The sequence below is a fragment of the Paraburkholderia sp. FW306-2-2C-D06C genome, from assembly GCF_058781505.1.
Genome location: NZ_JBYSWU010000021.1, coordinates 1 through 23,642 on the forward strand (window position 1 = coordinate 1; position 23,642 = coordinate 23,642).

23 protein-coding genes are annotated in these 23,642 nt (G+C 63.5%); 12 read left to right on the plus strand and 11 right to left on the minus strand.

From position 1 onward, the window contains the following. The first annotated feature begins 267 nt into the window (after window positions 1–267). The 3 genes from AC3WLT_RS17515 (at window position 268) to AC3WLT_RS17525 (ending at window position 2,661) form a co-directional block, all read left to right on the plus strand. Window positions 268–855 (plus strand): amino acid synthesis family protein, encoded by a 588-nt coding sequence (locus AC3WLT_RS17515; protein ID WP_492592958.1) that lies wholly within the window; start codon window positions 268–270, stop codon window positions 853–855. Further along, complete coding sequence (locus AC3WLT_RS17520; RefSeq protein ID WP_492592959.1) at window positions 845–1,666, plus strand: alpha/beta fold hydrolase; 822 nt, start codon at window positions 845–847, stop codon at window positions 1,664–1,666. The genes AC3WLT_RS17515 and AC3WLT_RS17520 overlap by 11 nt, the downstream gene beginning before the upstream one ends. A gap of 68 nt (window positions 1,667–1,734) precedes the next feature. After that, window positions 1,735–2,661: a flavin reductase gene (locus AC3WLT_RS17525; protein WP_492592960.1), complete on the plus strand. Its 927-nt coding sequence runs from the start codon at window positions 1,735–1,737 to the stop codon at window positions 2,659–2,661. Between the two features lie 104 nt (window positions 2,662–2,765). Here the strand turns inward: AC3WLT_RS17525 and AC3WLT_RS17530 are convergent, their stop codons facing one another. Genes AC3WLT_RS17530 through AC3WLT_RS17540 form a run of 3 tightly spaced genes read right to left on the minus strand, consistent with a single transcriptional unit; the run spans window position 2,766 to window position 5,696 of the window. Continuing rightward, on the minus strand, window positions 2,766–3,707 hold the full coding sequence (locus AC3WLT_RS17530; protein ID WP_492592961.1) for an electron transfer flavoprotein subunit alpha/FixB family protein: 942 nt from the start codon (window positions 3,705–3,707) through the stop codon (window positions 2,766–2,768). Further along, complete coding sequence (locus AC3WLT_RS17535; protein ID WP_492593059.1) at window positions 3,704–4,477, minus strand: electron transfer flavoprotein subunit beta/FixA family protein; 774 nt, start codon at window positions 4,475–4,477, stop codon at window positions 3,704–3,706. The genes AC3WLT_RS17530 and AC3WLT_RS17535 overlap by 4 nt, the downstream gene beginning before the upstream one ends. A gap of 31 nt (window positions 4,478–4,508) precedes the next feature. Continuing rightward, a complete protein-coding gene (locus AC3WLT_RS17540) occupies window positions 4,509–5,696 on the minus strand; it encodes an NAD(P)/FAD-dependent oxidoreductase (RefSeq protein WP_492592962.1) in 1,188 nt (395 codons plus the stop codon). A 186-nt stretch (window positions 5,697–5,882) separates the two neighbouring features. Between AC3WLT_RS17540 and AC3WLT_RS17545 the strand changes: the two genes are divergently transcribed. Next, window positions 5,883–6,848 (plus strand): LysR family transcriptional regulator, encoded by a 966-nt coding sequence (locus tag AC3WLT_RS17545; protein WP_492592963.1) that lies wholly within the window; start codon window positions 5,883–5,885, stop codon window positions 6,846–6,848. A 225-nt stretch (window positions 6,849–7,073) separates the two neighbouring features. Here the strand turns inward: AC3WLT_RS17545 and AC3WLT_RS17550 are convergent, their stop codons facing one another. Then, on the minus strand, window positions 7,074–7,676 hold the full coding sequence (locus AC3WLT_RS17550; RefSeq protein WP_492592964.1) for a helix-turn-helix domain-containing protein: 603 nt from the start codon (window positions 7,674–7,676) through the stop codon (window positions 7,074–7,076). A gap of 224 nt (window positions 7,677–7,900) precedes the next feature. On the opposite strand from AC3WLT_RS17550, the gene glnT reads away from it, so the two are divergent. The 6 genes from glnT to AC3WLT_RS17580 all read left to right on the plus strand — a co-directional run bounded on the left by glnT (window position 7,901) and on the right by AC3WLT_RS17580 (window position 15,611). Beyond that, window positions 7,901–9,289: a type III glutamate--ammonia ligase gene (gene glnT / locus AC3WLT_RS17555; RefSeq protein ID WP_492592965.1), complete on the plus strand. Its 1,389-nt coding sequence runs from the start codon at window positions 7,901–7,903 to the stop codon at window positions 9,287–9,289. A gap of 11 nt (window positions 9,290–9,300) precedes the next feature. After that, window positions 9,301–10,209, plus strand: a complete 909-nt coding sequence (locus AC3WLT_RS17560) for a class II glutamine amidotransferase (RefSeq protein WP_492592966.1) — start codon at window positions 9,301–9,303, stop codon at window positions 10,207–10,209. Continuing rightward, window positions 10,197–10,886, plus strand: a complete 690-nt coding sequence (locus tag AC3WLT_RS17565; protein ID WP_492592967.1) for a protein glxC — start codon at window positions 10,197–10,199, stop codon at window positions 10,884–10,886. Before AC3WLT_RS17560 ends, AC3WLT_RS17565 begins: the two co-directional genes overlap by 13 nt. 25 nt (window positions 10,887–10,911) lie before the next feature. Then, window positions 10,912–12,273: an FMN-binding glutamate synthase family protein gene (locus AC3WLT_RS17570; protein ID WP_492592968.1), complete on the plus strand. Its 1,362-nt coding sequence runs from the start codon at window positions 10,912–10,914 to the stop codon at window positions 12,271–12,273. 80 nt (window positions 12,274–12,353) lie between these two features. Beyond that, entirely contained in the window at window positions 12,354–13,799 is a 1,446-nt protein-coding gene (locus tag AC3WLT_RS17575; protein ID WP_492592969.1) for an APC family permease, read from the plus strand. Next, window positions 13,800–15,611, plus strand: coding sequence for a bifunctional protein-serine/threonine kinase/phosphatase (locus AC3WLT_RS17580; RefSeq protein ID WP_492592970.1), 1,812 nt, complete (start codon window positions 13,800–13,802; stop codon window positions 15,609–15,611). Between the two features lie 78 nt (window positions 15,612–15,689). On the opposite strand, the gene ctlX is transcribed toward AC3WLT_RS17580, so the two are convergent. Further along, window positions 15,690–16,628 (minus strand): citrulline utilization hydrolase CtlX, encoded by a 939-nt coding sequence (gene ctlX / locus AC3WLT_RS17585; protein WP_492592971.1) that lies wholly within the window; start codon window positions 16,626–16,628, stop codon window positions 15,690–15,692. 62 nt (window positions 16,629–16,690) lie between these two features. Beyond that, window positions 16,691–17,776 carry an ornithine cyclodeaminase gene (ocd, locus tag AC3WLT_RS17590; protein ID WP_492592972.1) on the minus strand — a complete coding sequence of 362 codons (1,086 nt, stop codon included), beginning with the start codon at window positions 17,774–17,776 and terminating at the stop codon, window positions 16,691–16,693. A gap of 193 nt (window positions 17,777–17,969) precedes the next feature. On the opposite strand from ocd, the gene AC3WLT_RS17595 reads away from it, so the two are divergent. Further along, window positions 17,970–18,401, plus strand: a complete 432-nt coding sequence (locus tag AC3WLT_RS17595; protein WP_492592973.1) for an Lrp/AsnC family transcriptional regulator — start codon at window positions 17,970–17,972, stop codon at window positions 18,399–18,401. Between the two features lie 90 nt (window positions 18,402–18,491). On the opposite strand, the gene AC3WLT_RS17600 is transcribed toward AC3WLT_RS17595, so the two are convergent. Both AC3WLT_RS17600 and gstA read right to left on the minus strand, forming a co-directional pair. After that, window positions 18,492–18,893 carry an OsmC family protein gene (locus tag AC3WLT_RS17600; RefSeq protein ID WP_492592974.1) on the minus strand — a complete coding sequence of 134 codons (402 nt, stop codon included), beginning with the start codon at window positions 18,891–18,893 and terminating at the stop codon, window positions 18,492–18,494. A gap of 68 nt (window positions 18,894–18,961) precedes the next feature. Further along, entirely contained in the window at window positions 18,962–19,582 is a 621-nt protein-coding gene (gene gstA, locus AC3WLT_RS17605; protein WP_492592975.1) for a glutathione transferase GstA, read from the minus strand. A gap of 164 nt (window positions 19,583–19,746) precedes the next feature. Here gstA and AC3WLT_RS17610 point away from each other — a divergent pair, with 164 nt between their 5' ends. Then, on the plus strand, window positions 19,747–20,109 hold the full coding sequence (locus AC3WLT_RS17610; RefSeq protein ID WP_492592976.1) for a winged helix-turn-helix transcriptional regulator: 363 nt from the start codon (window positions 19,747–19,749) through the stop codon (window positions 20,107–20,109). Window positions 20,110–20,139: 30 nt separating this feature from the next. Here AC3WLT_RS17610 and AC3WLT_RS17615 read toward each other — a convergent pair whose 3' ends face one another. From AC3WLT_RS17615 to AC3WLT_RS17625, 3 genes are all read right to left on the minus strand, one after another. Beyond that, entirely contained in the window at window positions 20,140–20,649 is a 510-nt protein-coding gene (locus AC3WLT_RS17615; protein WP_492592977.1) for a DUF1697 domain-containing protein, read from the minus strand. 109 nt (window positions 20,650–20,758) lie between these two features. Next, window positions 20,759–21,604, minus strand: coding sequence for an alpha/beta hydrolase (locus tag AC3WLT_RS17620; RefSeq protein ID WP_492592978.1), 846 nt, complete (start codon window positions 21,602–21,604; stop codon window positions 20,759–20,761). Window positions 21,605–21,785: 181 nt separating this feature from the next. Next, on the minus strand, window positions 21,786–23,294 hold the full coding sequence (locus AC3WLT_RS17625; RefSeq protein ID WP_492593060.1) for an MFS transporter: 1,509 nt from the start codon (window positions 23,292–23,294) through the stop codon (window positions 21,786–21,788). Window positions 23,295–23,642 lie beyond the last annotated feature (348 nt).

A 23,642-nucleotide genomic window follows, 5' to 3' on the forward strand; every position in this document is an offset into this window, starting at 1 on the left:
GAACCGCCGTGTACGGACCCGTACGCACGGTGGTGTGGGAGGGGTCGGGTCGCGAGGCCTGCCCCTATCCCGATCCCGCGATTTTCGACCGCGGTGTTCACCCGCGGTGTTCGCCCGCGAATCGCAGCGTGTTCCCGTACCCCGCCAACCCCCCGCGTAAACCCGCCGACGCCTGAAAATTCTTGCGTACAATAATATGGAATACCATAATACCTTCAAGGCGCTGTCGCATGAGGCCATGGCGCATTTGCCTACGGAGAAAGTCTTATGAAGCTCGAGATTCGCAAGCTGGTCACCTATGTGGAAGACACCTTCATCGAGGGTGGTAAAGCGGCCTCGAAGCCGCTGAAGCTCTTCGCCGCTGCCGCCGTGCTGCGCAATCCCTGGGCGGGACGCGGTTTCGTCGAAGATCTGAAGCCGGAGATCCACGGGCTCGCGCCGCAACTGGGCGAAATCCTGACAGCCGAAATCCTGCGCATTGCCGGCTCCGGCGCGGCTGTCGAGGGCTACGGGAAAGCGGCGATCGTCGGCACCTCGGGCGAGGTCGAGCATGCGTCGGCGCTGATCCATACGCTGCGTTTCGGCAACAAATTCCGCGAGGCGGTTGGCGCGAAGAGCTATCTGAGCTTTACGAATCTGCGCGGCGGCCCGAATTGCCCGGTCACGATCCCGCTGATGCACAAGGGCGACGAAGGCATGCGCTCGCATTACCTGACCATCCAGTTCTCGATCGTCGATGCGCCCGCGCCCGACGAACTCGTGATCGCGCTGGGCGCGTCGATCGGCGGCCGGCCGCATCATCGCATTGGCGACCGTTATCAGGATCTGAAGGAGCTGGGATCCAATGAAGCCTGAGACCGTCATCGAGCGTGCGTCGACCAGCGGTACGTTCGACGGCACGGCATACAACGTGACAGGCGAGGGCGCGGCACTCGTGCTGATCCACGGCGTGGGGATGAACCGCAGCGTGTGGGCGCCGCAAGTGGCCGAGTTGCAGGCGCACTTTCAGGTGGTGTCTTACGACATGCTGGGACACGGAGCGAGCCGTCTGCCGGCGGCCGAGCCGACCCTCGCCGAATACGCCGCGCAACTGGCCGCGCTGCTCGACCATTTGCAGATCGGGTCAGCGCATGTGGTCGGTCATTCGATGGGGTCGCTGATCGCGCTGGAATTCGCGTTGCGTTATCCGGAGCGGGTGGCGAGTGTCGTCGCGCTCAATGCGGTCTATGACCGCACGCCGACGCAGCGGGCTGCGGTCATGCAGCGTGCGGCATCGCTTGAAACTGGCGGCATCGAACAGCCGAGCATCGACGCGACGATCGCGCGCTGGTTCGACGATCCGGTGCCTGGGCATCTCGCCGAAGTGGCGGAGCTGGTGCGTTCGTTGCTGGAGTCGGTCAATCCGGAGGGCTATGCGCGGACCTACCGGCTCTTTGCCAGTTCCGATCGGGCGCACGTCGGCCGTTTGCCGCAACTCGGCATGCCGGCGCTTTTCATGACTGGCGAATGCGATCCGAACTCGAGCCCGGCGATGTCGCAATCGATGGCGGCCGCCGCGCCCAACGCGCGCGCCGAGATCGTCGCGAATGAACGGCACATGATGAACGTGACGGCACCGGCGGTGGTGAATCAGCGGCTTCTGCGTTTTTTCAGCGAAGTCAAATGAAGCGAAGCGAGAAATGAAGTAAGTGATCCGGGCCCGGACCGGAGCTGTCTATCTTGAGGAGCAAGACCATGGGCGAATCCGTTTTCGATGTTGCTGAGTTCCGCCGGGCGCTGGGCGCCTTCGTGACCGGTGTGACCGTGGTGACGACCATTCAGCCGGACGGCTCGCCGCGCGGCTTTACTGCGAACTCGTTCACGTCGGTTTCGCTCGACCCTGCGTTGATCCTCGTGTGCATTGCCAGGACCGCGTCGAGCCATCCGGTGTTTTCGCAAACGCAGCGTTTCGCGGTGAGCGTGCTGGCCGAAGATCAGCGGCCTGTCTCGGGCGTGTTCGCGTCGAAGAGCGCGGACAAGTTCGCGCAGGTTGCCTGGCACGCGCGTCAGACTGGAAGCCCGTTGATAGACGGTGCGGCGGCGAGTTTCGATTGCGAGACCCATCAGGTGGTGGATGCGGGCGATCACATCATTCTGATTGGCCGCGTGGTGGAGTTTACGAATACGAGCGCGACGCCGCTGGGGTATTGCCGCGGGGCTTATGTCGATTTCAGGCTGTCGCAGGAGGCGCTTGCCGCGACTGCTCAGCGCGCCCAGGTTGGCGCGATTCTCGAGCATCCACGCGGACTCGTGCTGGTCGAAACAACGGCGGGGCTGCAGTTGCCGACCGGGACGCGGCTCGAGCCTGCCGCCGATAGTGGGAGTCTGCGCGGCGTGCTTGGCGGCTATCGCTTGAATGCGAATCTGGACTTCCTGTTCGCGGTCTTCGAGGCGAAAGGCGTCACGCATATCTATTATCGCGGCCGTATTGTCGATGAGGCGCCGGCTGTCGAGCTTGTCCGCTATGTTCCGCTCAACGAGATACCCTGGGGCGAGATCCGGGATCCAGCTGTGCAGTCGATGCTGCGGCGATATGTGAAGGAGCGCACGGAAGACGCGTTTGGGATCTACGTGGGGGATGTCGAGTCGGGGACTGTGAGGTCGCTTGTGGCGAGTGTGTAGGCAACTCGAGACCGGGATGCGGTGGCTTCCAGAACGAGGCCACCGCATGGAAGTCGATGAGGCTGATGAGCTCGACGAGCTTGACTAGCCCGACAGACGAAGTGTCATCGCCTCGCGCTTTCCGCGCCGACATGCGCTTCGATCTCGCCCACCGCCTCGAACAGATCGCCCACGAGCCCGATGTCCGCGACAGAAAAAATCGGCGCGTCCGGATCTTTGTTGATCGCGACGATGGTCTTCGAGTCCTTCATTCCGGCCAGATGCTGAATCGCGCCGGAGATGCCGAACGCAAGGTAGACCTCGGGCGCGACCATCTTGCCGGTTTGCCCGACCTGCGCGGTATTCGGCGCATAGCCGGCATCCACCGCGGCTCGCGATGCACCGAGCGCCGCGCCCATCTTGTCCGCCAGTTCGCCGAGCCGCTCCATATTCTCCTTCGACGCCAGTCCGCGCCCGCCCGCGACGACGATCCGCGCATCCGGCAACTCGCGGCCGGTCTGTGCCGAGGCCTGGCGTTCGACGAGCCTCGTCCTGCTGAAGCCCGCGACCGGTTCGAGCGTCACGCGCAGGCCGTTGCCGCCGCTGTCGGCAGCGGGCGCGAATGACGAGGCCCGAATCGTCGCGAACGTCACGGCGCTGGCCGTGTTCAAGTTGGCGACGACGCTGCCCGCGTAGAGGCTGCGGACATAAGAGCCTTCACCTTCTACAGCGATCACGTCCGGAATGAACGCGCCACCCACCAGCGCCGCCGCGCGCGGCAGGGCGCTGCGGCCGAGCGTCCGATGACTCGCGGCGATCAGCGAATACGGTTCATGAAGCGCGTGCAGTTGCGCGGCGAGCGTTTCAGGTACGACGTACTCGCTCGCAGCGCCTGCCATCACGAGAACGCGCTCAATCCCGGCGATCTTTTCGACCGTGGATGCCAGCGCGGCATCCGGCAAGAATACGTCGACCGGCAGGCCGCGCTGCCTGACCGCGGTGATGACGCGAAGCGTCGCGTCGGCCACTCGGCCGTTTTCGCTTTCAGCTACGACAAGGCTTCTCATGCTGGCACTCCCGCTTGATCGAACACGTGCCGATCCGCGAGCGCTGCAATGAGCGCGGCGCTATCGGCGACCTTGATGCCGGGCTGGCGAACCGGCGGATCGCTGAGCTTGACGATCTGGCTCCGGGGCGTCAGGTCGATTGCCAGCGTGGCGGCGTCGACGATTGCGAGCGGCTTCTGCTTCGCCTTGACGATGCTCGGCAAGGTCACACGGCGCGGGTCGGCGAGACGCAGATCGGCGCTGATGACAGCCGGACCTTCGAGCAGCCACGTCGCCGTGCCGGTGTCGTCGCCGCACGTGACGGACCAGCCTGTGCCATCCGCAGAGAGTGCGCCGGCGTTCAACGCCTGCGGCCAGTCGAGCAGGGCGGCGAGCATCGCGGCGACACCGCCGATGTCGCCGTCGATCGCCTGCTTGCCGCACAGCACGAGGCCGTATTCCCGACTCGCCATGTGAGCGTCCAGCAAACGCGCCACCGCCAGCGAATCGAGCGTGGAAGTCGCCATTGCGGTATCGATCAGCACGGCATCGTCCGCGCCCATTGCCAGCGCCGTGCGCAAGACGTCCTGGCTGGCTTGCGTGCCGCAGGTGATCACCGTCACTTTCGATGCGGCGCCGGCTTCCCTGAGTTGCAATGCCTTTTCGACCGCACACTCGTCGAACGGATTGAGCGACATCTTGAGGCCGGTGGTGTCGATCGAACCGTTCGCGGCGACCCGCACGCGCACGTTGGCGTCCACCACGCGTTTGACTGGAACCAGAATGTTGATTGTCATAACTGGAGCATCCATCGATCAGAAATCAGGAAACCGCGCCGGAACCGTATTTGCCCACCAGCAGCGCGCCGCTGGCGAACCGGTCGAGCGCATAGGGCGCGAGAGACACGTCGGTGGGCTGACCGAGCGCGTGCTGGGCGAGAATCTTGCCGATGCCCGGCGAGAGCTTGAAGCCGTGCCCCGAGAAGCCGAAGCCGACCACGAGTCCCTCGATATCGGCGACCTTGCCCAACACCGGATTCCAGTCGGGCGTCACGTCATAGACGCCGGTCCACGACGAAGCGAGCCCCGCGGCTTCATAAGCGGGGAAGCGTTCGGCGACCTGGGCGCCGACTTCGGCGACATAGTCGAGCGAGATCTCGCCCTGTTCCGTTTCCGGCGAGTTCAGCGTTTCGCCGACCACGCCCTCGGACACGAGCATCTGGCTGCCGCCGTAGCTGCGGTAATAGAGCATGCCGGCCGAGCCCAGGTCCTTGAACGCCGGCATCTTGAACGAGTATGCGGCGCCTTCGCATTCGAGTGCGAGCACGGTGTGACGCTCCGGCTTGACCGGCAGCGGCACACCGATCCAGCCGGCGAGTTCCGGCGTCCAGATGTTCTGCGTGCTGATGAGGGTGCCGCAGCCGAAGTTGCCGGCGCTCGTCTCGACGCCGGTGATCCGGCGTCCTTCGCGGATGAGGCCCGTCACCGTGACGCCTTCCATGATCTTGACGCCGCGCCGGCGCGCCGAACGGGCAAAGCCGGTGGCGACCAGATAGGCGTCGGCAAAACCCGCTTCCGGTTCGAAGCCGATCAGTGCGGCGTCGTCGAAGCTTGCGATCGGCAGGCGCTCGTGCGCCTCGCCCTGATCGAGCAACTGCACTTCGATGCCCATGTCCTGCTGCGCGGCGAGCGAAGCGCGCAGCGGCTCCAGCTTGTCGCCCTCGGGCGAACAGATCAGATAGCCGCATTTGACGAGGCCGCAGGACGCTTCTTCATCGCCGACGTATTCAGCGAAGTTATTGAACGCCCACCACGACGAGCGCGCGAGCTCCACATTCTGGCGTACCGAATAATGCGTGCGCAGCAGGCCGGACGACTGCGAGGTGGTGCCCGCGCCGATCGTGCCCTGCTCGATGACCAGCACGCTCTGCGCGCCTTGTGCGGCGAGATGATGGGCGACCGACGCGCCGATGACGCCAGCGCCGATCACGATGAAATCGTAGTGGCTCATGTGGACCTCTGTGGGGGCAATGAGGCGAATTCTAGGAAAACGCCGGGCGCGCCAATTTTGTATTAGGCAAACTTATGGCGACCCAATGCAATTCCTCATCCTGAACACCGGTCCTGCAAACCTCGGCACCATGCTTTCGTGCCGCACAGGATGACCGGCAAGTCACCAACGCGAGCGGAGCATGCCATGAGACGAACCCCGACCCCGATCGATCTGCGCGCGCTGCAGGCTTTCGTCGCCGTCTGCGACAGCGGCTCGATGACGGGTGCGGCGAAGCAGCTGGGCGTGAGCCAGAGCGCCGTCAGCCAGTCGATTGCCGCGTTGGAGCGCGACCAGGGCCTGACGCTGTTCGACCGCGAGAGCCGCCCGCCGCGGCCGAATGTGGCGGGGCGCGCGCTGCTCGAACTGGCGGGCCCGCTGATCGAGCATGCGCAGATGGTCAGCGCCCGCATCGGCGATGCGTCGCATACGGGCAAGATGCCGGTGCGGCTGGGTTGTGTCGATTCGTTCGCGGCGACCGTCGGCCCCGAACTGATTCGCGCGGTGTCGAATTCGGAGCGGCAGATTTCGATGTGGTCCGGCCTGACGCCGGGCCTGAGCAAGCAGTTGCACGACCGCGAACTGGATATGGCGATCTGCACGCAGACCACGCTGAACGACGCGCGGATCGTCGAAGTGCCGCTGTTTTCCGAAGCGTTCGTCGTGGTGGTTGCGCGCAGCCATATGAGCGGACGCCGCAATATCGACTGGCACACGCTCGCACTGGAAATGCCGCTGATCCGCTACACGGCGCGCTCGGTGATCGGCCAGCAGATCGAGCGTTTCGCGCGGCACCTGGGCATCAACAGTCCGCGGCGTTACGAGTTCGACGCGACCGATCCGCTGCTGAGTCTGGTGGCGGCGCGCGTGGGTTTTGCGATTTCGACGCCCTTGTGTTTGTGGCAGGCCCGTCACTACCTGGACGATATCGCGGTGATGCCGTTGCCGCCGAGCCGCCTCGGGCGGCGCGATTTCTTCCTGCTGCACCGGCAGGGCGAATGGGATCAGTTCGCCGGCGACATCGTCATGCTGACGCGCGGCGTGCTGGACAACGCGATCCAGCCGTCGCTGGCGCGCGCGCTGCCCGATCTGCCGGACGACGCGTTGCGCTGAAGTGGGGACGCTGCTTAACCGCGCACCTCGTTCTTGTGCAAAGTCGCACCAGCCGCAACGAAGATGTGCACCGCAGTCGAGCCAGCGAGCGCTTCAGCCTGAATGCCGACGAAGCCTTATTGCGCGCCAAGCGTTTATTGGTGGGAATTTTTGATTCACCTGGATAAACATGGCACAAACGTTGCATTGGTTTACGTATCGGTCGTGACCGGACGCAGCGAGCGATCAGTCAGCACTCGATTGCGGGTACACGAAGATCGACAGGAATTGAATGGGCGTCTTGATCAGGCGTTCAGGACCGTGCGGTATTTCACCCTGGAAGGTGAGGGTGTCGCCGGGATGCAGGATGTAGGTTTGCTGTCCGTGGCGGTATTCGATCACGCCCTTGAGCATGTGGATGAATTCGGTGCCCGGATGCTCGAACACGGGAAAGCGTTCGGCTTCGTCCTCCATCGTGATCAGGAAGGGTTCGAAGAGCTTGCGCGGACCCTGGTCGTAAGCGAGCAGATGATAGGTGTGACCGCTTTTGGTGCCTTTGCGGACCACCTCCATGCCGGCGCCCTTTTTGACGAGCTGTGCACCGCCTTGCGGCACGTCGAAATTGCGGAACAGCGTGGAGAGCGAAACGCCGAGCGCCTGGGCGATGCGGTTGAGCACCTCGAGGCCTGCGGAGGTCTGCGCGTTTTCGATCTTCGAGAGCATGCCGCGGCTGATGCCGGCCTGCGCGGAGACCTGGGCGATCGTCAGGCCGTGGCGCTGGCGTAGCTCGCGAATGGTGATACCGAGGTAGCGTTCGAGCGGCGTTTTGTTGTCTTCACCGGTTTGCATGTAGGCCTCACGGAAATGGGAAGCGTAGCAGATTGCAGCGCCAGGTCGCGCGCGAAGAGTTTCACTATGGGAATCTTAGTTGCTCGCCAATAAAGTTCCCGTCTGATTGAAGACAGGCTTGAAATGCGTCGCAACCGGCGTTCGAAAGCGTGTTGCATAGCCTGGTCACATGCGTTGCGTGTGGCTTTTCCAACCCACGAACAATGTTGTTGCAAGGAGTGGCGATGAACCTGAACGATGCGAGCAAGCTGCCGGTCAACGAACTCGGATGCGTGCCCCGCTTCGGCTCGGCGGAAGAGGCGCAAGCTTATCTGACGCAGCAGGGCGTGAAGTACGTGCTGGCGCAGTTTGTCGATATTCACGGCGTGGCCAAGGCGAAATCGGTGCCGGTCAGTCATCTGAATAGCGTGTTGAAAGCGGGCGCCGGTTTCGCGGGGTTTGCGATCTGGGGTGTCGGCATCGAGCCGAACGGTCCCGACTACATGGCCGTCGGCGATCTGGCGACGCTCACGCCGGTGCCGTGGCAGCCGGGTCTGGCACGGATCGTCTGCGACGGTCACGTGGATGGTGAGGCGTGGCAATACGATTCGCGTGTGACGCTGAAGAAGCAGGTTGCGCGCATGACCGAACGCGACTGGATCCTCTTCACGGGTCTGGAGCCGGAATTTTCGCTGCTGCGCCGTTCGGCGTCCGGCACGCTGGAGCCGTGCGATCCGAGCGATACGCTCGCCAAGCCGTGCTACGACTACAAGGGTCTCTCGCGTACGCGCGTCTTCCTGGAAAAGCTCACCGAATCGATGCGCGCGGTCGGCATCGACGTCTATCAGATCGATCACGAAGACGCCAACGGGCAGTTCGAAATCAACTACACGTACACCGATTGCCTGACCTCATGCGATCACTACGTGTTCTTCAAGATGGCGGCCTCCGAGATCGCCAATGAACTCGGCATGATCTGCTCGTTCATGCCGAAGCCGTTCGCGAACCGTCCGGGCAACGGCATGCATATGCATATGTCGATCGGCGACGGCGAACGCAATCTGTTCGCCGATCCGACGGACAAGCTCGGCATGGGGCTTTCGTCGCTCGGCTACCAGTTCACGGCCGGCCTGCTCGCGCACGCACCGGCGCTGACCGCGCTGTGCAATCCGACGGTGAACTCGTACAAGCGCCTCGTTGTTGGCCGCTCGCTGACAGGCGCAACGTGGGCGCCGGCCTACATCAGCTACGGCGACAACAACCGTTCGACGATGGTGCGCATGCCAGGCGAGCGTATCGAACTGAGGCTGCCGGATGGTGCCTGCAATCCCTATCTCGCGACGGCGGCGGTGATCGCTGCGGGACTCGACGGCATCGACCGCGGCATGTCGCCGGGCGAGCCGGCTAACGAAAACCTGTACGAGTGGTCGCCCGCGCAGCTCTCGGAACATGGCATCGGCGTGCTGCCGCAAAACCTCGAACAGGCGCTCGACGCGCTCGAAAGCGACCGCGTGATCTGCGACGCGCTCGGCCCGGTTGCCGACGAATTCCTCAAGCTCAAACGGATGGAGTGGCTCGAATACATGCGCCACGTGTCGGACTGGGAACTGAAGACCTACCTCGAATTTTTCTAAGGAGAACCACAATGTGCGGAATTGTAGGCTTGCTGGTGAAGACGCCGGCACTGCGCGAGCGGCTCGGCGAACTGATGGTGCCGATGCTGATCGGCATGACCGAGCGCGGACCGGACTCGGCGGGCCTCGCGGTGTTCGGCAAACCGGTCGAGGCGAGCCAGCGCAAGCTGAGCATCTATGCGGGCTTCACCGAAGAAGGCGCGGATTTCGCGTGGCAAGCGCTGCTGGATGCATTGAACGCGGCGATGGACGTGACCGCCCGCGTAGATGCGAAGGGCAATCATGCGGTGCTGACGGTGCAAGGCAACGTCGAGCGCGTGAAGACTTGGCTGCGCGAACGTTATCCGAAGCTGTATCTGCTCTCGAGCGGGCGCTCGATCGATCTGTACAAGGATATCGGCTCGCCGGCGCAAGTCGCCGGGCGTTATGACTTCGCGAATCTGAAGGGCTCGCATCTGGTAGGCCACACGCGCATGGCGACGGAATCGGCAGTGACGCCCGATCGCGCCCATCCGTTCACGGCCGGCGACGACTTCTGCCTCGTCCACAACGGTTCGCTGTCGAACGCGCATGGCGTGCGCCGCAAGCTCGAACCGCAAGGCATTCACTTCGATACCGACAACGACACCGAAGCCGCCTGCCGCTTTCTCGAATGGCGGCTGCGTGAAGGCGACACGCTGCCGGTCGCATTGCAGAAGGGTTTCGAAGAACTCGACGGCTTCTACACGTTCCTGATGGGCACCTCGACCGAACTCGCACTGATTCGCGACCCGTTCGCGTGCAAGCCGGCGGTGGTCGCGGAAAACGACGACTACGTCGCGATTGCTTCCGAGTTCCGTTCGCTCGCGCATCTGCCCGATATCAAGAACGCCAGGGTCTTCGAACCCGCACCTGAGGAGATGTATGTATGGAAAGCCTGACTTTCGATCTGGAGCGCACGACGGTCCGCGAGCTGAACCAGTTCTTGCACAAACCAGCGAGCGAACTGGAAGGCCAGGCGGTGACGGTCGTCGCGCCGAACGGAGCGCATAACCTCGCAGTCGGTGTGGATGCGCCGGTGCGGGTGACGATCGCCGGTCACGCCGGCTACTACGCGGGCGGCATGAACCAGCACGCGACGATCGAGATCGACGGCAGCGCGGGCACCGGCGTCGCGGAAAACATGATGAGCGGCAAGGTGCACGTGAAGGGTTTCGCGTCGAACGGCGCGGGCGCTTCGGCGCACGGCGGCCTGCTGGTGATCGACGGCGATGCGGGCCTGCGCTGCGGTATTTCGCTGAAGGGCGGCGATATCGTGGTGGGCGGTTCGGTCGGCAGCTTCTCGGCGTTCATGGCTCAGGCCGGGCGCATGGTGATCTGCGGCGACGCGGGCGACGCGCTCGGCGACTCGCTTTACGAAGCGGTGCTGTACGTGCGCGGCGAAGTGAAATCGCTCGGCGCGGACGCGCAATACGAACCGATGACACAAGCCGATCTCGACGCCGTACGCGCACTGCTCGCCGCCGCCGGCATGGACCACGACCCGGCGTCGTTCAAACGGATTGCCTCCGCTCGCACGCTCTATCACTGGAACGCCGACGCGAACCAGGAATACTGAACACACGCTCTCGAAGAAGGTCCCCATGGAAGCCAAACCCGTTCACTTCGCCCGCTTGCAGCAGGAAGAGTCGCAAGGCTACGACCGCAAGACGATCGACTATATCCACTCCGCCGCGCAGCGCGGCCTCTATGAAATCCGCGGTCTGGGCGCGAAACGCCGCGTGCCGCATTTCGACGATCTGCTGTTTCTCGGCGCCTCGCTGTCGCGCTATCCGCTCGAAGGGTATCGCGAGAAATGCGCGACGCAGACCGTGCTCGGCACGCGCTTCGCCAAACAGCCGGTAGTGCTCGACATTCCGATCACGATTGCCGGCATGAGCTTCGGCGCGCTGTCCGCGAACGTGAAAGAAGCGCTCGGCCAGGCCGCGACCGCGATGGGCACCTCGACCACCACCGGCGACGGCGGCATGACGCAGGAAGAACGCCGCTCGTCGAAGACGCTGGTCTATCAGTGCCTGCCGTCGCGCTATGGCTTCAACCCGGACGACGTGCGCCGCGCCGACGCGATCGAAATCGTGATCGGCCAGGGCGCGAAACCGGGCGGCGGCGGCATGCTGCTCGGGCAGAAGGTCAATCCGCGCGTCGCCTCGATGCGCACGTTGCCGGCCGGCGTCGATCAGCGCTCGGCGAGCCGTCATCCGGACTGGACCGGGCCGGACGATCTGGCGATCAAGATTCAGGAACTGCGCGAAATCACCGATTGGGAAAAACCGATCTATGTGAAGGTCGGCGCAACCCGCACGTTCAACGACGTCAAGCTCGCGGTGCATGCGGGCGCGGACGTGGTGGTGATCGACGGGATGCAGGGCGGCACGGCGGCGACGCAGACCTGCTTCATCGAGAACGTCGGCATTCCGACGCTGGCCGCGGTTCGCCAGGCGGTGGACGCGCTCGAAGACCTGAATATGAAAGGCCAGGTGCAGCTGATCGTCTCGGGCGGCATCCGCACCGGCGCTGACGTGGCGAAGGCATTGGCGCTCGGCGCGGACGCGGTGGCGATCGGGCAGGGCATGCTGATGGCGCTTGGCTGTAACAGCGATACGTACTTCCAGAACGGCGCGCTGCATTCGGCGGCGGCGGACTACGCGGCGCTGAACACGTCGCCGGGATTCTGCCATCACTGCCACACGGGCAAGTGCCCGGTCGGCGTGACCACGCAGGACACGGTGCTCGAACAACGTGTGCAGCCGGACGAAGGCTCGCGCCGCGTGCGCAACTACCTGAAGACGCTGAACATGGAACTGACGACGATCGCGCGTGCGTGCGGCAAGCAGAACGTGCATCACCTGGAGCCCGAGGATCTCGTCGCCCTGACCGTGGAAGCCGCGGCGATGGCGCGCATTCCGCTCGCGGGTACTTCGTGGATTCCCGGATGGACCAGATGAATTAAGTTGTTTCGAGATTTTTGGCTGTGGAAAAGTTGAGTGCATTCAGCTTTGATTCACCAATCTATCAGGAGCCCAACATGAGCACTCCGCAAAGCAGCACGCAAGCAGCGCCGGCAGCGCCGACATCATCCGGCGGCCTGCGTGCCGGGACTTTAGGTTTTGCCGAGGTGATCGGCCAATCCATCGCGAACCTTTCGCCGACCTTTACGCCGTCGATCAACGTGACCGCGATCGCGGCGCTGGCCGGCGCGGGGACCTGGTTGATTTATGGTCTTTCGACGCTCGGGCTGCTGCTGGTGAGCATGAGCATCATCGCGCTCTCGAGCCGGATCGCGACGGCGGGTTCGTTCTTCATCTATATCTCGCGCGCGCTTGGGCCAATGGCGGGCGGCATTGCCGGCTGGGGCCTGATCGCGGCTTACGTGGGCACGGCGATGGGGGTTGGCGCCGCGGGCGTGGTGTTCGTGCAGAACGCTTTTTCGGCCTGGGGCATCAATATCCCGTCGTGGGCGGTCTACACGATCTTTGTCGGCCTGGCCTGGTTCTTCTCGGCACGTGACGTGAAGCTCTCCTCGCGCCTGTCGCTGGCGATCGAAGCCGCTTCGGTGGTGATCGTGGGCGGTGTGCTGATCTATGTGCTCGCACTGCATCCGGACCATATCATCGACCATACGCAGCTGGGGCTGCAGGGCGTGAGCGGCAAGGGCATGGCGCAGGGCATGGTGCTCGGCATCTTCTCGTACGTGGGTTTCGAAAGCGCGGCCTCGCTCGGCCAGGAAACCAGGAACCCGCTGCGCGTGATTCCGCGCGCGGTGATCTGGAGCGTGATCCTGTCGGGCCTGTTCTTTATGTTTGTAGCCTATTCGATGACGATCGCCTACCACGGCGACACCGCCAAGCTCGGCGGCGATTCGGCCGTGCTCAGCACCTTGCTCACGAGCGTCGGCGCCTCGCCGCTCGGCCCGGTGTTTTATCTGATCGCCTCGGTCAGCGCGTTCTCGTGCGTGCTTGCGTGCATCAACTCGTCCAGCCGCCTGCTGTATTCGATGGGCCGCTACCAGTTCGTGCACCGCTCGATGGGGATGGTGCACCGCACGCACCAGACACCGTACCTGGCCGTTGCGTTTTCCTCGATCGTGACCTTCGTGGTGTGCATTGCGATGCTCGGCACGGGTCCGCTCAACACCTTCGGCTATACCAGTACGTTTGCGACCTTTGGCTTCCTGGTCGTGTATTTCCTGGTCGCAATCGCGGCGCCGGTTTATCTGAAGAAGCAGGGCGAGCTCAAGACGAGCAACGTCGTGTGGGGCGTGCTCGGCGCACTGGCGATGGTCGGCGCGGTGATCGGCAGCGTGTATCCGGTGCCCGATTATCCGTATAACATCCTGCCCTATCTGTTCGTTGCGTATATGCTGGTCGGCGCAATCTGGTTGATGATGCTCAAGAAGCGCGCGCCGCAGGTGCTCGAGAAGATCGAGCACGATCTGGAAACAAGCGACGTGATGACCCACGGCAAAAAGTAAATGAGTGAACCCTTCTCTCCGGATAGCTTGCCCGCACCGAACCCGGGCCGGATGCCAGACGATCCAGAGGGAAGGCCCGCCAGCCGTCGCGCAATGGGCGGCCAGGAAATCGACTTGCAGTTGCGGCCGGAGCGCGGCGAGTGCGCCGCCCTCGAGATCGGTTGTGTCTCCAGCCCAGCCCGCGGGCAGGATCACATCAACGAAGACTACGTCGGCGTGATGCTCGGCGATCTGGCGGCGCGCGCCGCGCGTGGCAGCGTGATCGCTCTCGCCGATGGCATGAGCGGCAGCAAGGGCGGGCGGGTCGCGGCCGAACTCTCGGTGCGGACCTTTATCGACGCCTATTACGGGCTTCCCGACACCTTGCAGCCCGGCGTGGCCGCTGCGCGCGCGCTCGAGGCAATACACGGCTGGCTGCATCAGATCGGCCGCGTCGATCCCGCACTGAAGCAGATGGCCGCGTCCTTTGCGGCGCTGATCGTGCGCCGCGCTACCGCGTATCTGGTGGCGGCCGGCGATGTGCGGCTCTATCTGCTGCGCGCTGGCCAACTGACCCAGCTCGGCGACGACGACGTGGTGCCGGTCGCCTTCGGTTCTTATGTGGCGCACGCGGTCGGCATGCACCCGGCGCTGGTGACGCGGATCGAAACCCTTGAGCTGCGTGAGGGCGACCGTCTGCTGATGTGCTCCGACGGGCTCTATCGCCGCGTGCCGATGCGCGAGCTGCAGACGGTGCTGGCGGCGCGCAACGGTGCGCTCGACACGGCGCGCCGGCTCGGCGCACTGGCGGTGACGCGCGGCTCGCAGGACGACGTGACGAGCGCGGTGCTCGATGTGGGCAGCCTGCCTTTGCTCGATGTCGGTTACCTGGAGCGGGTGGTCGGCGCCTTGCCGATTCCGGCCGTGCCGGACGCCGGCCATGTGGTCGATGGATATCTGCTCAAGAGCGTGTTGAGCGACGGCTTTTATTCGCGGATTTTCGCCGGCTACGATCTGGCTGATCCGAACACGCCGCTGGCGCTCAAGTTTCCCAAGCCGCGTGTCGAGCAGGACGAGAACGTGCGCCAGTCGATCGTGCGCGAGCGCTGGCTGGCAGGCAAGATCGGCGACGATGGCGTGCTCGCGCCGATGCCGGTCGATGCCGACCGGCAAACCCGGCTCTACGTGGTGATGCCGCTCGGCGCAGGCGTCACGCTCGAAAAACTGCTGGCGGCGCCTCAGCCCATGGCGCTGCCGCGTGCGTTCGAGATCGCGCGGCAGCTGGGCCGTTCGATCGACGCGCTGAATCGCCGCAATATCTTCCATCGCGATATCAAACCCGAGAACGTGCTGGTGATGCAGGGCGATAGCACGCGCCTGCTCGATCTCGGTTTCGGCTATATGCCGGGCATGCAGGTGCCGGGCCCCGACACCGCACCGGGCTCGCCCGCTTATATGGCGCCTGAGTTGATGAAGGGCGCACAGGGCGATGCGCGCTCCGAGGTGTTCGCGTATGGCGTGACCCTGTACCGGCTGTTCAGCGGCGGCAAGCTGCCCTATGGCTTTAATGGCCGCGTGCCGCTCTATCAGTACCGGCCCGACGCGCCGCAATGGCTCGACCTGGTGCTGGAGAAAGCCCTGCAGCCCGATCCGGCGCGCAGGTATCAGGACGTGCTCGAAGTCTGCGCTGATCTCGAACGTTTTTCGAGCAGCCGAGACGCGATGGCGCCGGTTCGACGCAAGCCCTTGCTCGAGAGCGATCCGGTGCTGTTCTGGCGATGGGTCGCGGTGCTGTTACTGGCGCTGCTGTTGTGGTCCTTGATGCGGCATTGAGCGGGGTGGGTGGCGCAGCTGCGCCGCACCACTCAGGGCCGTGAGCGAGGCCTCATCGCGTTCATCCCGGCAAACCTGCTAGCGCCGCGACAGATGAATTCCCGCGAGCATGCAACGCACGGACCCGCCAGCCTGTTCGATCGTGCCGACGCGCAACGGCAGCAGCCGCGCGGAGCGTTCGATGAGGGCGCGCTGCTGTCCCGTCAGGCATGCAAGCGCCCGTTCGGACAGCGCAAGAACGCGGCCGTCCTTGCCCGACAGTTCAAGTGCATTGCCCGCGAAGTTATCGATCTGCGAACGGTCCAGCGCGATGACGGCGCGGCCGCTCTCCAGCAGGCGTTCCTTCACCTGAGCGCGGCGGCGTTCATCCTGGATCAGGTCGAGACCGATCAGCGCAAATTCGGTCGCGACGCTCATCATCACGTTGGTGTGATACACCGGGCGGCCGGCGGCGTCGGCGGTATCGAAGCACATCGGTTCGAAATTGAAATGCGTGCAAAAACGTTCGAGCGCCACGGGGTCCGCGCGGCGTGAGCGCGCGGTGTAGGCAATGCGGGCGATGTGATCCAGCACCATGGCGCCCGTGCCTTCCAGAAACATGTCGTCGTGTTCCAGACCCGAGTAGTCGATGACGTCCTGCACGCGGTAGGTCGCCTTGAGCATATCGATTACATCGGTTCTGCGTTCGCGCCGCCGGTTGACCGAATGCATCGGATAGACCGCGACGTGGCCGCCGGGATGCGTCGAGAACCAGTTGTTGGGGAACACCGAATCCGGTGTCTGCTTTTCGCCTCTGTCGTCGAATACGTGCACGCGTACGCCTGCGGCCTCCAGCGTTTCGACGACGGCGCTGACTTCATCGCGCGCCGCCGCGGCAAGCGATGCCGCTCCGCTCCGGCTCCGGACCTCGCCTGAACGCTGGAATGCGTTGTCGGCCGCTGTTTCGGGGTTCGGATGAAAACAGTGCGGGCGGATCATCACGACGGCGGCCGGCGCCTGGATTGACAGGAGGCTCATGGAATTTCTGATAGTGGGCAGTGGGTACGTACGGGGCTGGAACGGCCCCGGGTCCGATCGGTTTATCGAGCGAATGCGAATGCGTCGGCCAGCGCCGGCGTTGCAGCTGCGGTTGCTGCAGGCGCGGGTACAGCCGTGGCCAGTGCGCCGAACAGGTCTCTCGGATCGGCCGGCGGCGGGATCAGCGCGACTTCGATGCCGGCGTCCTGCTCCTGCGCGAGCGCGTGGAGATAGCGGAGCGCGGAATAGTCTTCGAGCGCAAAGCCCACGGAGTCGAATACGGTGACCTGAGCGGCGCTCTCCCGGCCGGCTGTCTCGCCGCGCAGCACGCGCCACAGTTCGACGACGGGCGAGTCGGCGGGGAGCTGCTGAATGTCGCCTTCGATGCGGGTCTGCGGCTCGTATTCGACGATCACGCGGCTCATGCGCAGCACGTCCGCATGCAATTCGGTCTTGCCGGGGCAATCGCCGCCGACGGCGTTCAGGTGCATGCCGGGCTCGATCATGTCGGGTGTGATGATCGTCGCATAGGCTTTGTCGGCCGTCACGGTCGTGACGATATCGGCGCCTCGCACCGCGTCGGCGGTAGACGTTGCGCGAACGATCCGCAACGCCGGCCACGCGGCCAGGTTGCGCACCAGCTTATCGGTTGCGCGCGCATCGATATCGAACACGCGAATCTCATCGATGCCGAGGAGCGTGTGGAAGGCGATCGCCTGGAATTCGCTTTGCGCGCCGTTGCCGATCAGGGCCATTCGTCGCGAATCGGGGCGCGCAAGGTTTCGCGCAGCGAGCGCGGAAGTCGCCGCGGTGCGCAGGGCGGTGGTCAGCGTGAGTTCGGAGAGGAACAGCGGGTAGCCGGTATCGACCGAGGCGAGTGCACCGAAGGCCATCACCGTGTGAATGCCGCGCTCGGCGTTGACCGGATGCCCGTTCACATACTTGAAGGCGAACAGGTTCGCGTCGGCGATGGGCATCAATTCGATCACGCCCACCCGCGAGTGACAGGCGACGCGCGGCGACTTGTCGAAATCGCTCCAGCGAAGATAGTCCGCGCGGATGGCTTCGGCGAGCTCGCTCAGGAAGCGCGGCACGCCGATCCCGGCAACGAGTCGATACGTGGCGGGTACGTCGAGAAAACGGGTCATGGTCATGCCTCCAATGTTGAAATGGGCTCCGGCACGGGAGCGATGACGTCATTATTCCCGTGAGCCCAGCCAACAAAAAGATGGCAAACCTTGCAAAATTTCCTGTCTGAATAGCAAAATACTTCGGCAAAATAGCGGTTTGTACATCGCTCGCACGGGCAATCCGCGCGAGCGGCAAAAACGGGCAACGAAAATGATCAATCTCGATGACATCGACCGGCAGCTCATCGCGCTGCTGCGCGACAACGCGCGCATGCCGGTTGTAGCGCTGGCGAAGCAGCTGCGCGTCGCGCGGGCCACGGTGCAGAACCGGCTGACGCGTCTGGAGGCGAGCGGGGTGATCGTGGGCTACACGGTGCGGCTGAAGCCGGCGGCGGAGGCACACCGGATTCGCGCGCTGATGTCGATCGCGGTCGAAGGCAACCGCGCGGCCGACGTGGTGAAGGTGCTGCGCGGACACCCCAATGTCGCGACGATCCACAGCACCAACGGGCGCTGGGATCTCGTCGCGGAGCTGCGGGCGGATTCGCTGGAGAACTTCGATCGCGTGCTCGGCGCGATCCGCCTGATCGACGGGATCGCGAGCACCGAGACGAGCATTTTTCTTTCGACGCACAAGATGTGAGGCGGCGGGTCGGGGCATGCGCCGCGTTCACATTGGCCGCGCTCGCCGCTCTCTTGAAATTCAATGCTCCTGCGGCTTTCGCGCGATGCGTCACTGCATTGTCGTGTCGATACGTGTTCCCCGCTTGATGAACAGCGTAACCGGCGTTTTCTCGCAGATTTCGGCGAGGCGGGCCCGCTGCGCATCGTCGAGGGGCGCATCGACGGATACGGTGCGCTGGATGTATTGGCCGCCGTTATGGTCGCTGTGTAATTCGGCGCTGACTGCGATTCGGCCGTCCGGCCAGGCTTTCCTCTGCATGTACATCTTGAGCGTTGCCGTGGTGCAGGCGGCGAGGCCCGAGAGCACGAACTCGAAGGGCGCCGGGCCGCGGTTCTGCCCACCCTCGTGCGGCGCTTCATCGCCGACCAGACTGTGGGTGCCCGCTTCGAGTTTGACGAGATAGTCGGGCGCGTCTGCGTCCGATACGGCGGTTGCGGTTGCCAAGGTCATAAGAATCCTCACTTGCCGGTATGGATGGCGGCCTTCTGCGCCGCGAGTTCGTTGGCGATTGGCGAGCCTTAGACTGTGGCTCGATCGATCAATCCTTCCGCCGCCAAAGCGGTCTGAACGTGCGGCCGTTCGGCGACGCGCTTCTGGAATGCCGCCAGCGCGGTGAACTCGGAGAGGTCCAGATCTACATAGCTGGCCCAGTTAGTCACGGTGAACAAGTAAGCGTCCGCCGCCGTGAAGCGACCGCCCAGCAGCCACGGCTGCGTCACGAGATGCCGCTCCAACAACGCGTAATGCCTGCGCAAGGCATTTCTACGTTCCACCTGCACAGCCTCGGGTGTTGCGGGATTGAAAAGCGGTGAATAGCTCTTATGTAACTCGGAGTTGAGGTAGCCGAGCATCTCCTGCAAACGGTAGCGTGCCAGTGTGCCGTTTGTAGGCGCCAGTCCGCACTCGGGTTTCAGGTCGGCCAGGTACTGCACGATCGCCGGGCCTTCTGTCAGCACTTCGCCGTTGTCCAGCACGAGAGCGGGGACCGCACCCTTCGGGTTGATCTGGCAGAAATCCGCGCCGCTTTCCGTGCGCTTGACGTCGATGTCCACCTTTTCGAGTTGCAATGCGATACCCGCTTCTCGCGCCACGATATGCGGCGAGAGTGAGCAGGCCCCCGGAGAGTAATAGAGCTTCATCGAGTTTTCCTTGAATGACGTGAACGATCGCGCTGCGTTCCGAAACACATCTTGGCTCGCAGCGCGCGAATCGCATGGTAGCCGGGGGCATCGCTCGGTGGCTGCATAGCGTCGATATAATCCGGTAACTCCAAAGTTACCGACTGTTCCGGGAAGCAAAGACCATGGGCCTGCCTGTACGCAAAAGCAAGGCAAACTCGCCGCCTGCCTGCCAGGTCACCGACGCGCTTGGATTTCTGCGCGGCGCCTGGGCGCTCAACGTCATATGGCAATTACGTGATCAGGCTCGCCGTTTCGGTGAACTGCGTCACGACATCCCGCGGATTTCCGCGCGCGTACTCAGTGCACGCCTGCACGAACTCGAATCGCGTGGACTGATAAGACGGCGCGCGCTCGACAGTTCGCCGCCTTCCGCAGAATACGAACTGACGGATCTGGGCCGTGAGCTGCTGCCGGCCATCGACGTCTTTGCCTCGGTAGGCCAGAAATTGATTACGGCTTGGGGAACGCATCGCCCCGAGGCTTGACCGGAGTCTGCGCGTCAAGTGGCCATCGAACTACGCCGCCGTCCACTCGACGAGTTTGGCGACGGTGTTCATGTTGCGGGCGGTTCCGGTTTTCGCGGCCGGGATGTTCAGTTTGGAATGCGCCATGCCTTGCCCGTAGTACACGTAAATCTCGCGCGTTCCGAGCGCGATTTCTTCTGTCTGCTGGCCACTTACACGATCCAGGGTATCGGCAGGCGGCGGTGCATCGAGAAAAATTGCGACGGTTCGATTCGGTGCCGCCGACCTGAAGGGATTCCCGGCGAGAATCGCGGCGAGTTCAGCGCCCGTCCGGACGAGAACCCCTACGGGCTTGCCGGCATACGTCTCCAGGCAACGCTCGAGCGTCGCCTTCACAGAACGTTCAGGAAGCTTGCTTTCGAACACGACGTTACCGCTGGCGATATACGTACGCACGTTGGCAAAGCCGACGGATTCGCACATCGCGCGAAGTTCGGCCATGGGAAGTTTGCCGGTGCCGCCCACATTCACGGCCCGCAGGAAAGCGGCGTATGTTTTCATCCAGATATTCTATTGCCATTTCCGGCGATGCCGGACCGGATCACCGCTGCGTATTGTCAGTTAGCGGTCAGTTAGCGGTCAGTTGGCGCCCCGAGGCCGCCCATCGCCTCTACGCGGTCTGCTCATACGCGCCGTTGCGCTTGAATGAAGTCGCAAAGAAGAGCACCTGATACTGGATCGCATTGGCCCAGTACTTCCAGGTATGCCCGCCGGGACGCTCCGCGTAATCATGCGGCACGCCGAGCTCGACGAGCCGCTCGTGCAGCGTGCGATTCGATTTGACAAACGAGTCGTTGACGCCGCAATCGATGGTCAGCGCGATATGGGCATTTTCAAAACTGCGGGCGTTTTCGACGATGGCCTTGCTGTTCCAATAGGAAGCGTGTCGAGTAGGGTCGCCGAATACATCGCTGATGCCGGGCTCGTCATCGCATGCGCGCGGATCGACCGCGCCGCTGATGCTCCCCGCTGCACCGAAGGCGTCCGGCCGGTCCAGCGCGATGTGCAAGGCCCCGAAGCCGCCCATGCTCAACCCGGTGATCGCGCGTGCCTGTCTCGTGGCAATCGTGCGGAAATGCGCGTCGACATAAGCGACGACTTCCGCGCCCACATAAGTTTCGTAACGGCTGTGCGGATCGACGGGGCTGTCGATGTACCAGCTCTCGTGGCCGCCGTCCGGCATCACGAGGATCACGTGATAGCGGTCCGCGAGCTTGCCGATTTGCGAATTCGCGGCCCAGTCGGTGTAGTCGCCGCCGGAGCCATGCAGCAAGTAGACAACGGGGAAGCGGCGGGCCTCTTTGCCGCGCGCGTACTGGTCGGGCAGCACGACGGTCGCTTCGAGCGACTTATGCATCACGGCGCTGGGAATGGCCACAACCCTGGACTGAAACGCCCAGACCGGGTTCGTGAAAAGCAGCGTCAGAATGAGCCAGAATGCACGAGCTATATTCATGGGTTGTCGCTCCTGTCCTTTCTGCTTGCCCGCAAGAAAAACGTCCGGCATCCGGCGGCAAAAATCTTCGAAGACTGTAGCAACGGCGACTTACAACCAAATTTCAGCGAAACATACGGTCTCGTCAGCCTGGGGCGGCGCGCGAGAGGCCAAAAGTTGTCTGACGCCCAGACCTAAGTGCTCAACTGCGGCGAAACACGACGTGCGAAATCCTTTGCACAAGGAGCGCCGCCGCCAGCGACGCCACCGCGGTCAGCCAGACGCCGATATGAATCGACTGCACCAGCGCATCGCGTGCGGTGTCGATGAAGACCAACGGGTTCAGTCCAGACGGCTTCATATCGGCGACCAGCTTTGCTCTCAACGCTTCGTCGATGAGGATTCGCAAATCGGCAAAGCGCGGCAGCCACTGCGCGGCCACCGGTTCGCCAAGCACGCTCATGGTGTGCGTCACCACGTCGCGATAGTGATGCGAGACGACCGTGGCCACGATGCTCGTGCCGAGCATCCCGCCCACCATGCGGGTGGACTGCAATAGCGCTGTTGTGATACCGAAGCGTTCGCGTCCGGCAATTTCCTGCGCAAACACGTTCAGGTTGTTGAGGATAAATCCGAGTCCGATGCCTACCGCAGCCATCGGCAGCTCGATCCAGAGATGCCGGGTCGATGCATTGGCAAACGCCAGGCTGATGGAGGCGAACAGCAGCAGAGCAAACCCGGTCGACAGTATTTTCGTTGGCCGGCGCAGATAAATGACGATGCGCGTATTCACCAGGCTGCCGATCGCGATACACGCTGCAATCGGTGTGGCGAGCAGACCGGCTTGTTGCGGTGACAAGCCGAACCCGCCCTGCAATAGAAGCGGCGCGAAAAAAATCAGCGAAAACATCACGAAGCCGGACAGCAGCGACAGCGCGAATAGTGTGACCAGTTGCGCATCCTTGAACAGGTCGAGCGGAATGATCGGATGCGTGGCGCGCTTTTCGCAGACCAGCAGCGCAACCGCGGCGGCCGCCACGCACGTTGCCAGCACGAGGTTGCCGGTCGTCAAGCCATCCTTCGGCAGCGCCTCGATGAACGTCTGCAGGCCGCCCAGCGCGAGCGCGACAAGTCCGGCGCCGAGCCAGTCGATACGCACCTCGCCTTCGCGAGGACGATGAAAGTTCGGCAGATGCACCCAGATGAAATAGAACGCGGCGGCACCCACCGGCAGGTTGATCAGGAAGGTGGAGCGCCAACCCCAATGCTCGCTCATCCAGCCGCCCAGCGACGGTCCCGCCGCGGTGCCGATCCCGTACGCCGCCGCCATCACCACCTGCCATCGAACCCGCGCGCGGGGATCGGGAAAGAGGTCGGGGATCGAGGCGAATGCGGTGCCCACCATCATTCCGCCGCCGACGCCTTGCAGACCTCGCGCGATCGCGAGGAACAGCATGTTGCTGGCAAGGCCGCACAGCACGGATGCGGCGGTGAACGTGACGACCGCCGCGATGACGAAGCGCTTGCGGCCGAAATAGTCGCCGAGCCGGCCGAACACGGGCACCGTCACGACCGAGGCCAGCAGGTACGCGCTGGCAATCCATGCGTAGTACTCGAAGCCATGCAGTTCCGCGACGATCGACGGCAGCGCCGTGCTGACGACGGTCTGGTCGAGTGCGACCAGCATGTTGACGAGGCCGATGCCGAGCATCGCGAACAGGGCATTGCGGAAAGTGAGGGCAGGCGGGGTGAGGGTCACGGATAGGGATCGTACAGTCGGCGGGCGCGGCAGATTATACAAGCCGCGTTAGAGTCGATCGGGCATGCAGCTGCCGTCGCTCACTGCGATTAGTGTTTGGGGTCAGGAAGACAATCGATCGGGCGTTCGATTCCGGCATCGGCCCTGCCACCCGTCGCAACCCATCGCAACCCATCGCAACCCATCGCAACCCATCGCAACCCGTCGCAACCATTACGTGCGTGTGACAAATATGCGTTGTGGCAGTCAGGATACGGCTAGGGAAAACAACCATTTTTTTAAATATTCCCCTCACGTACC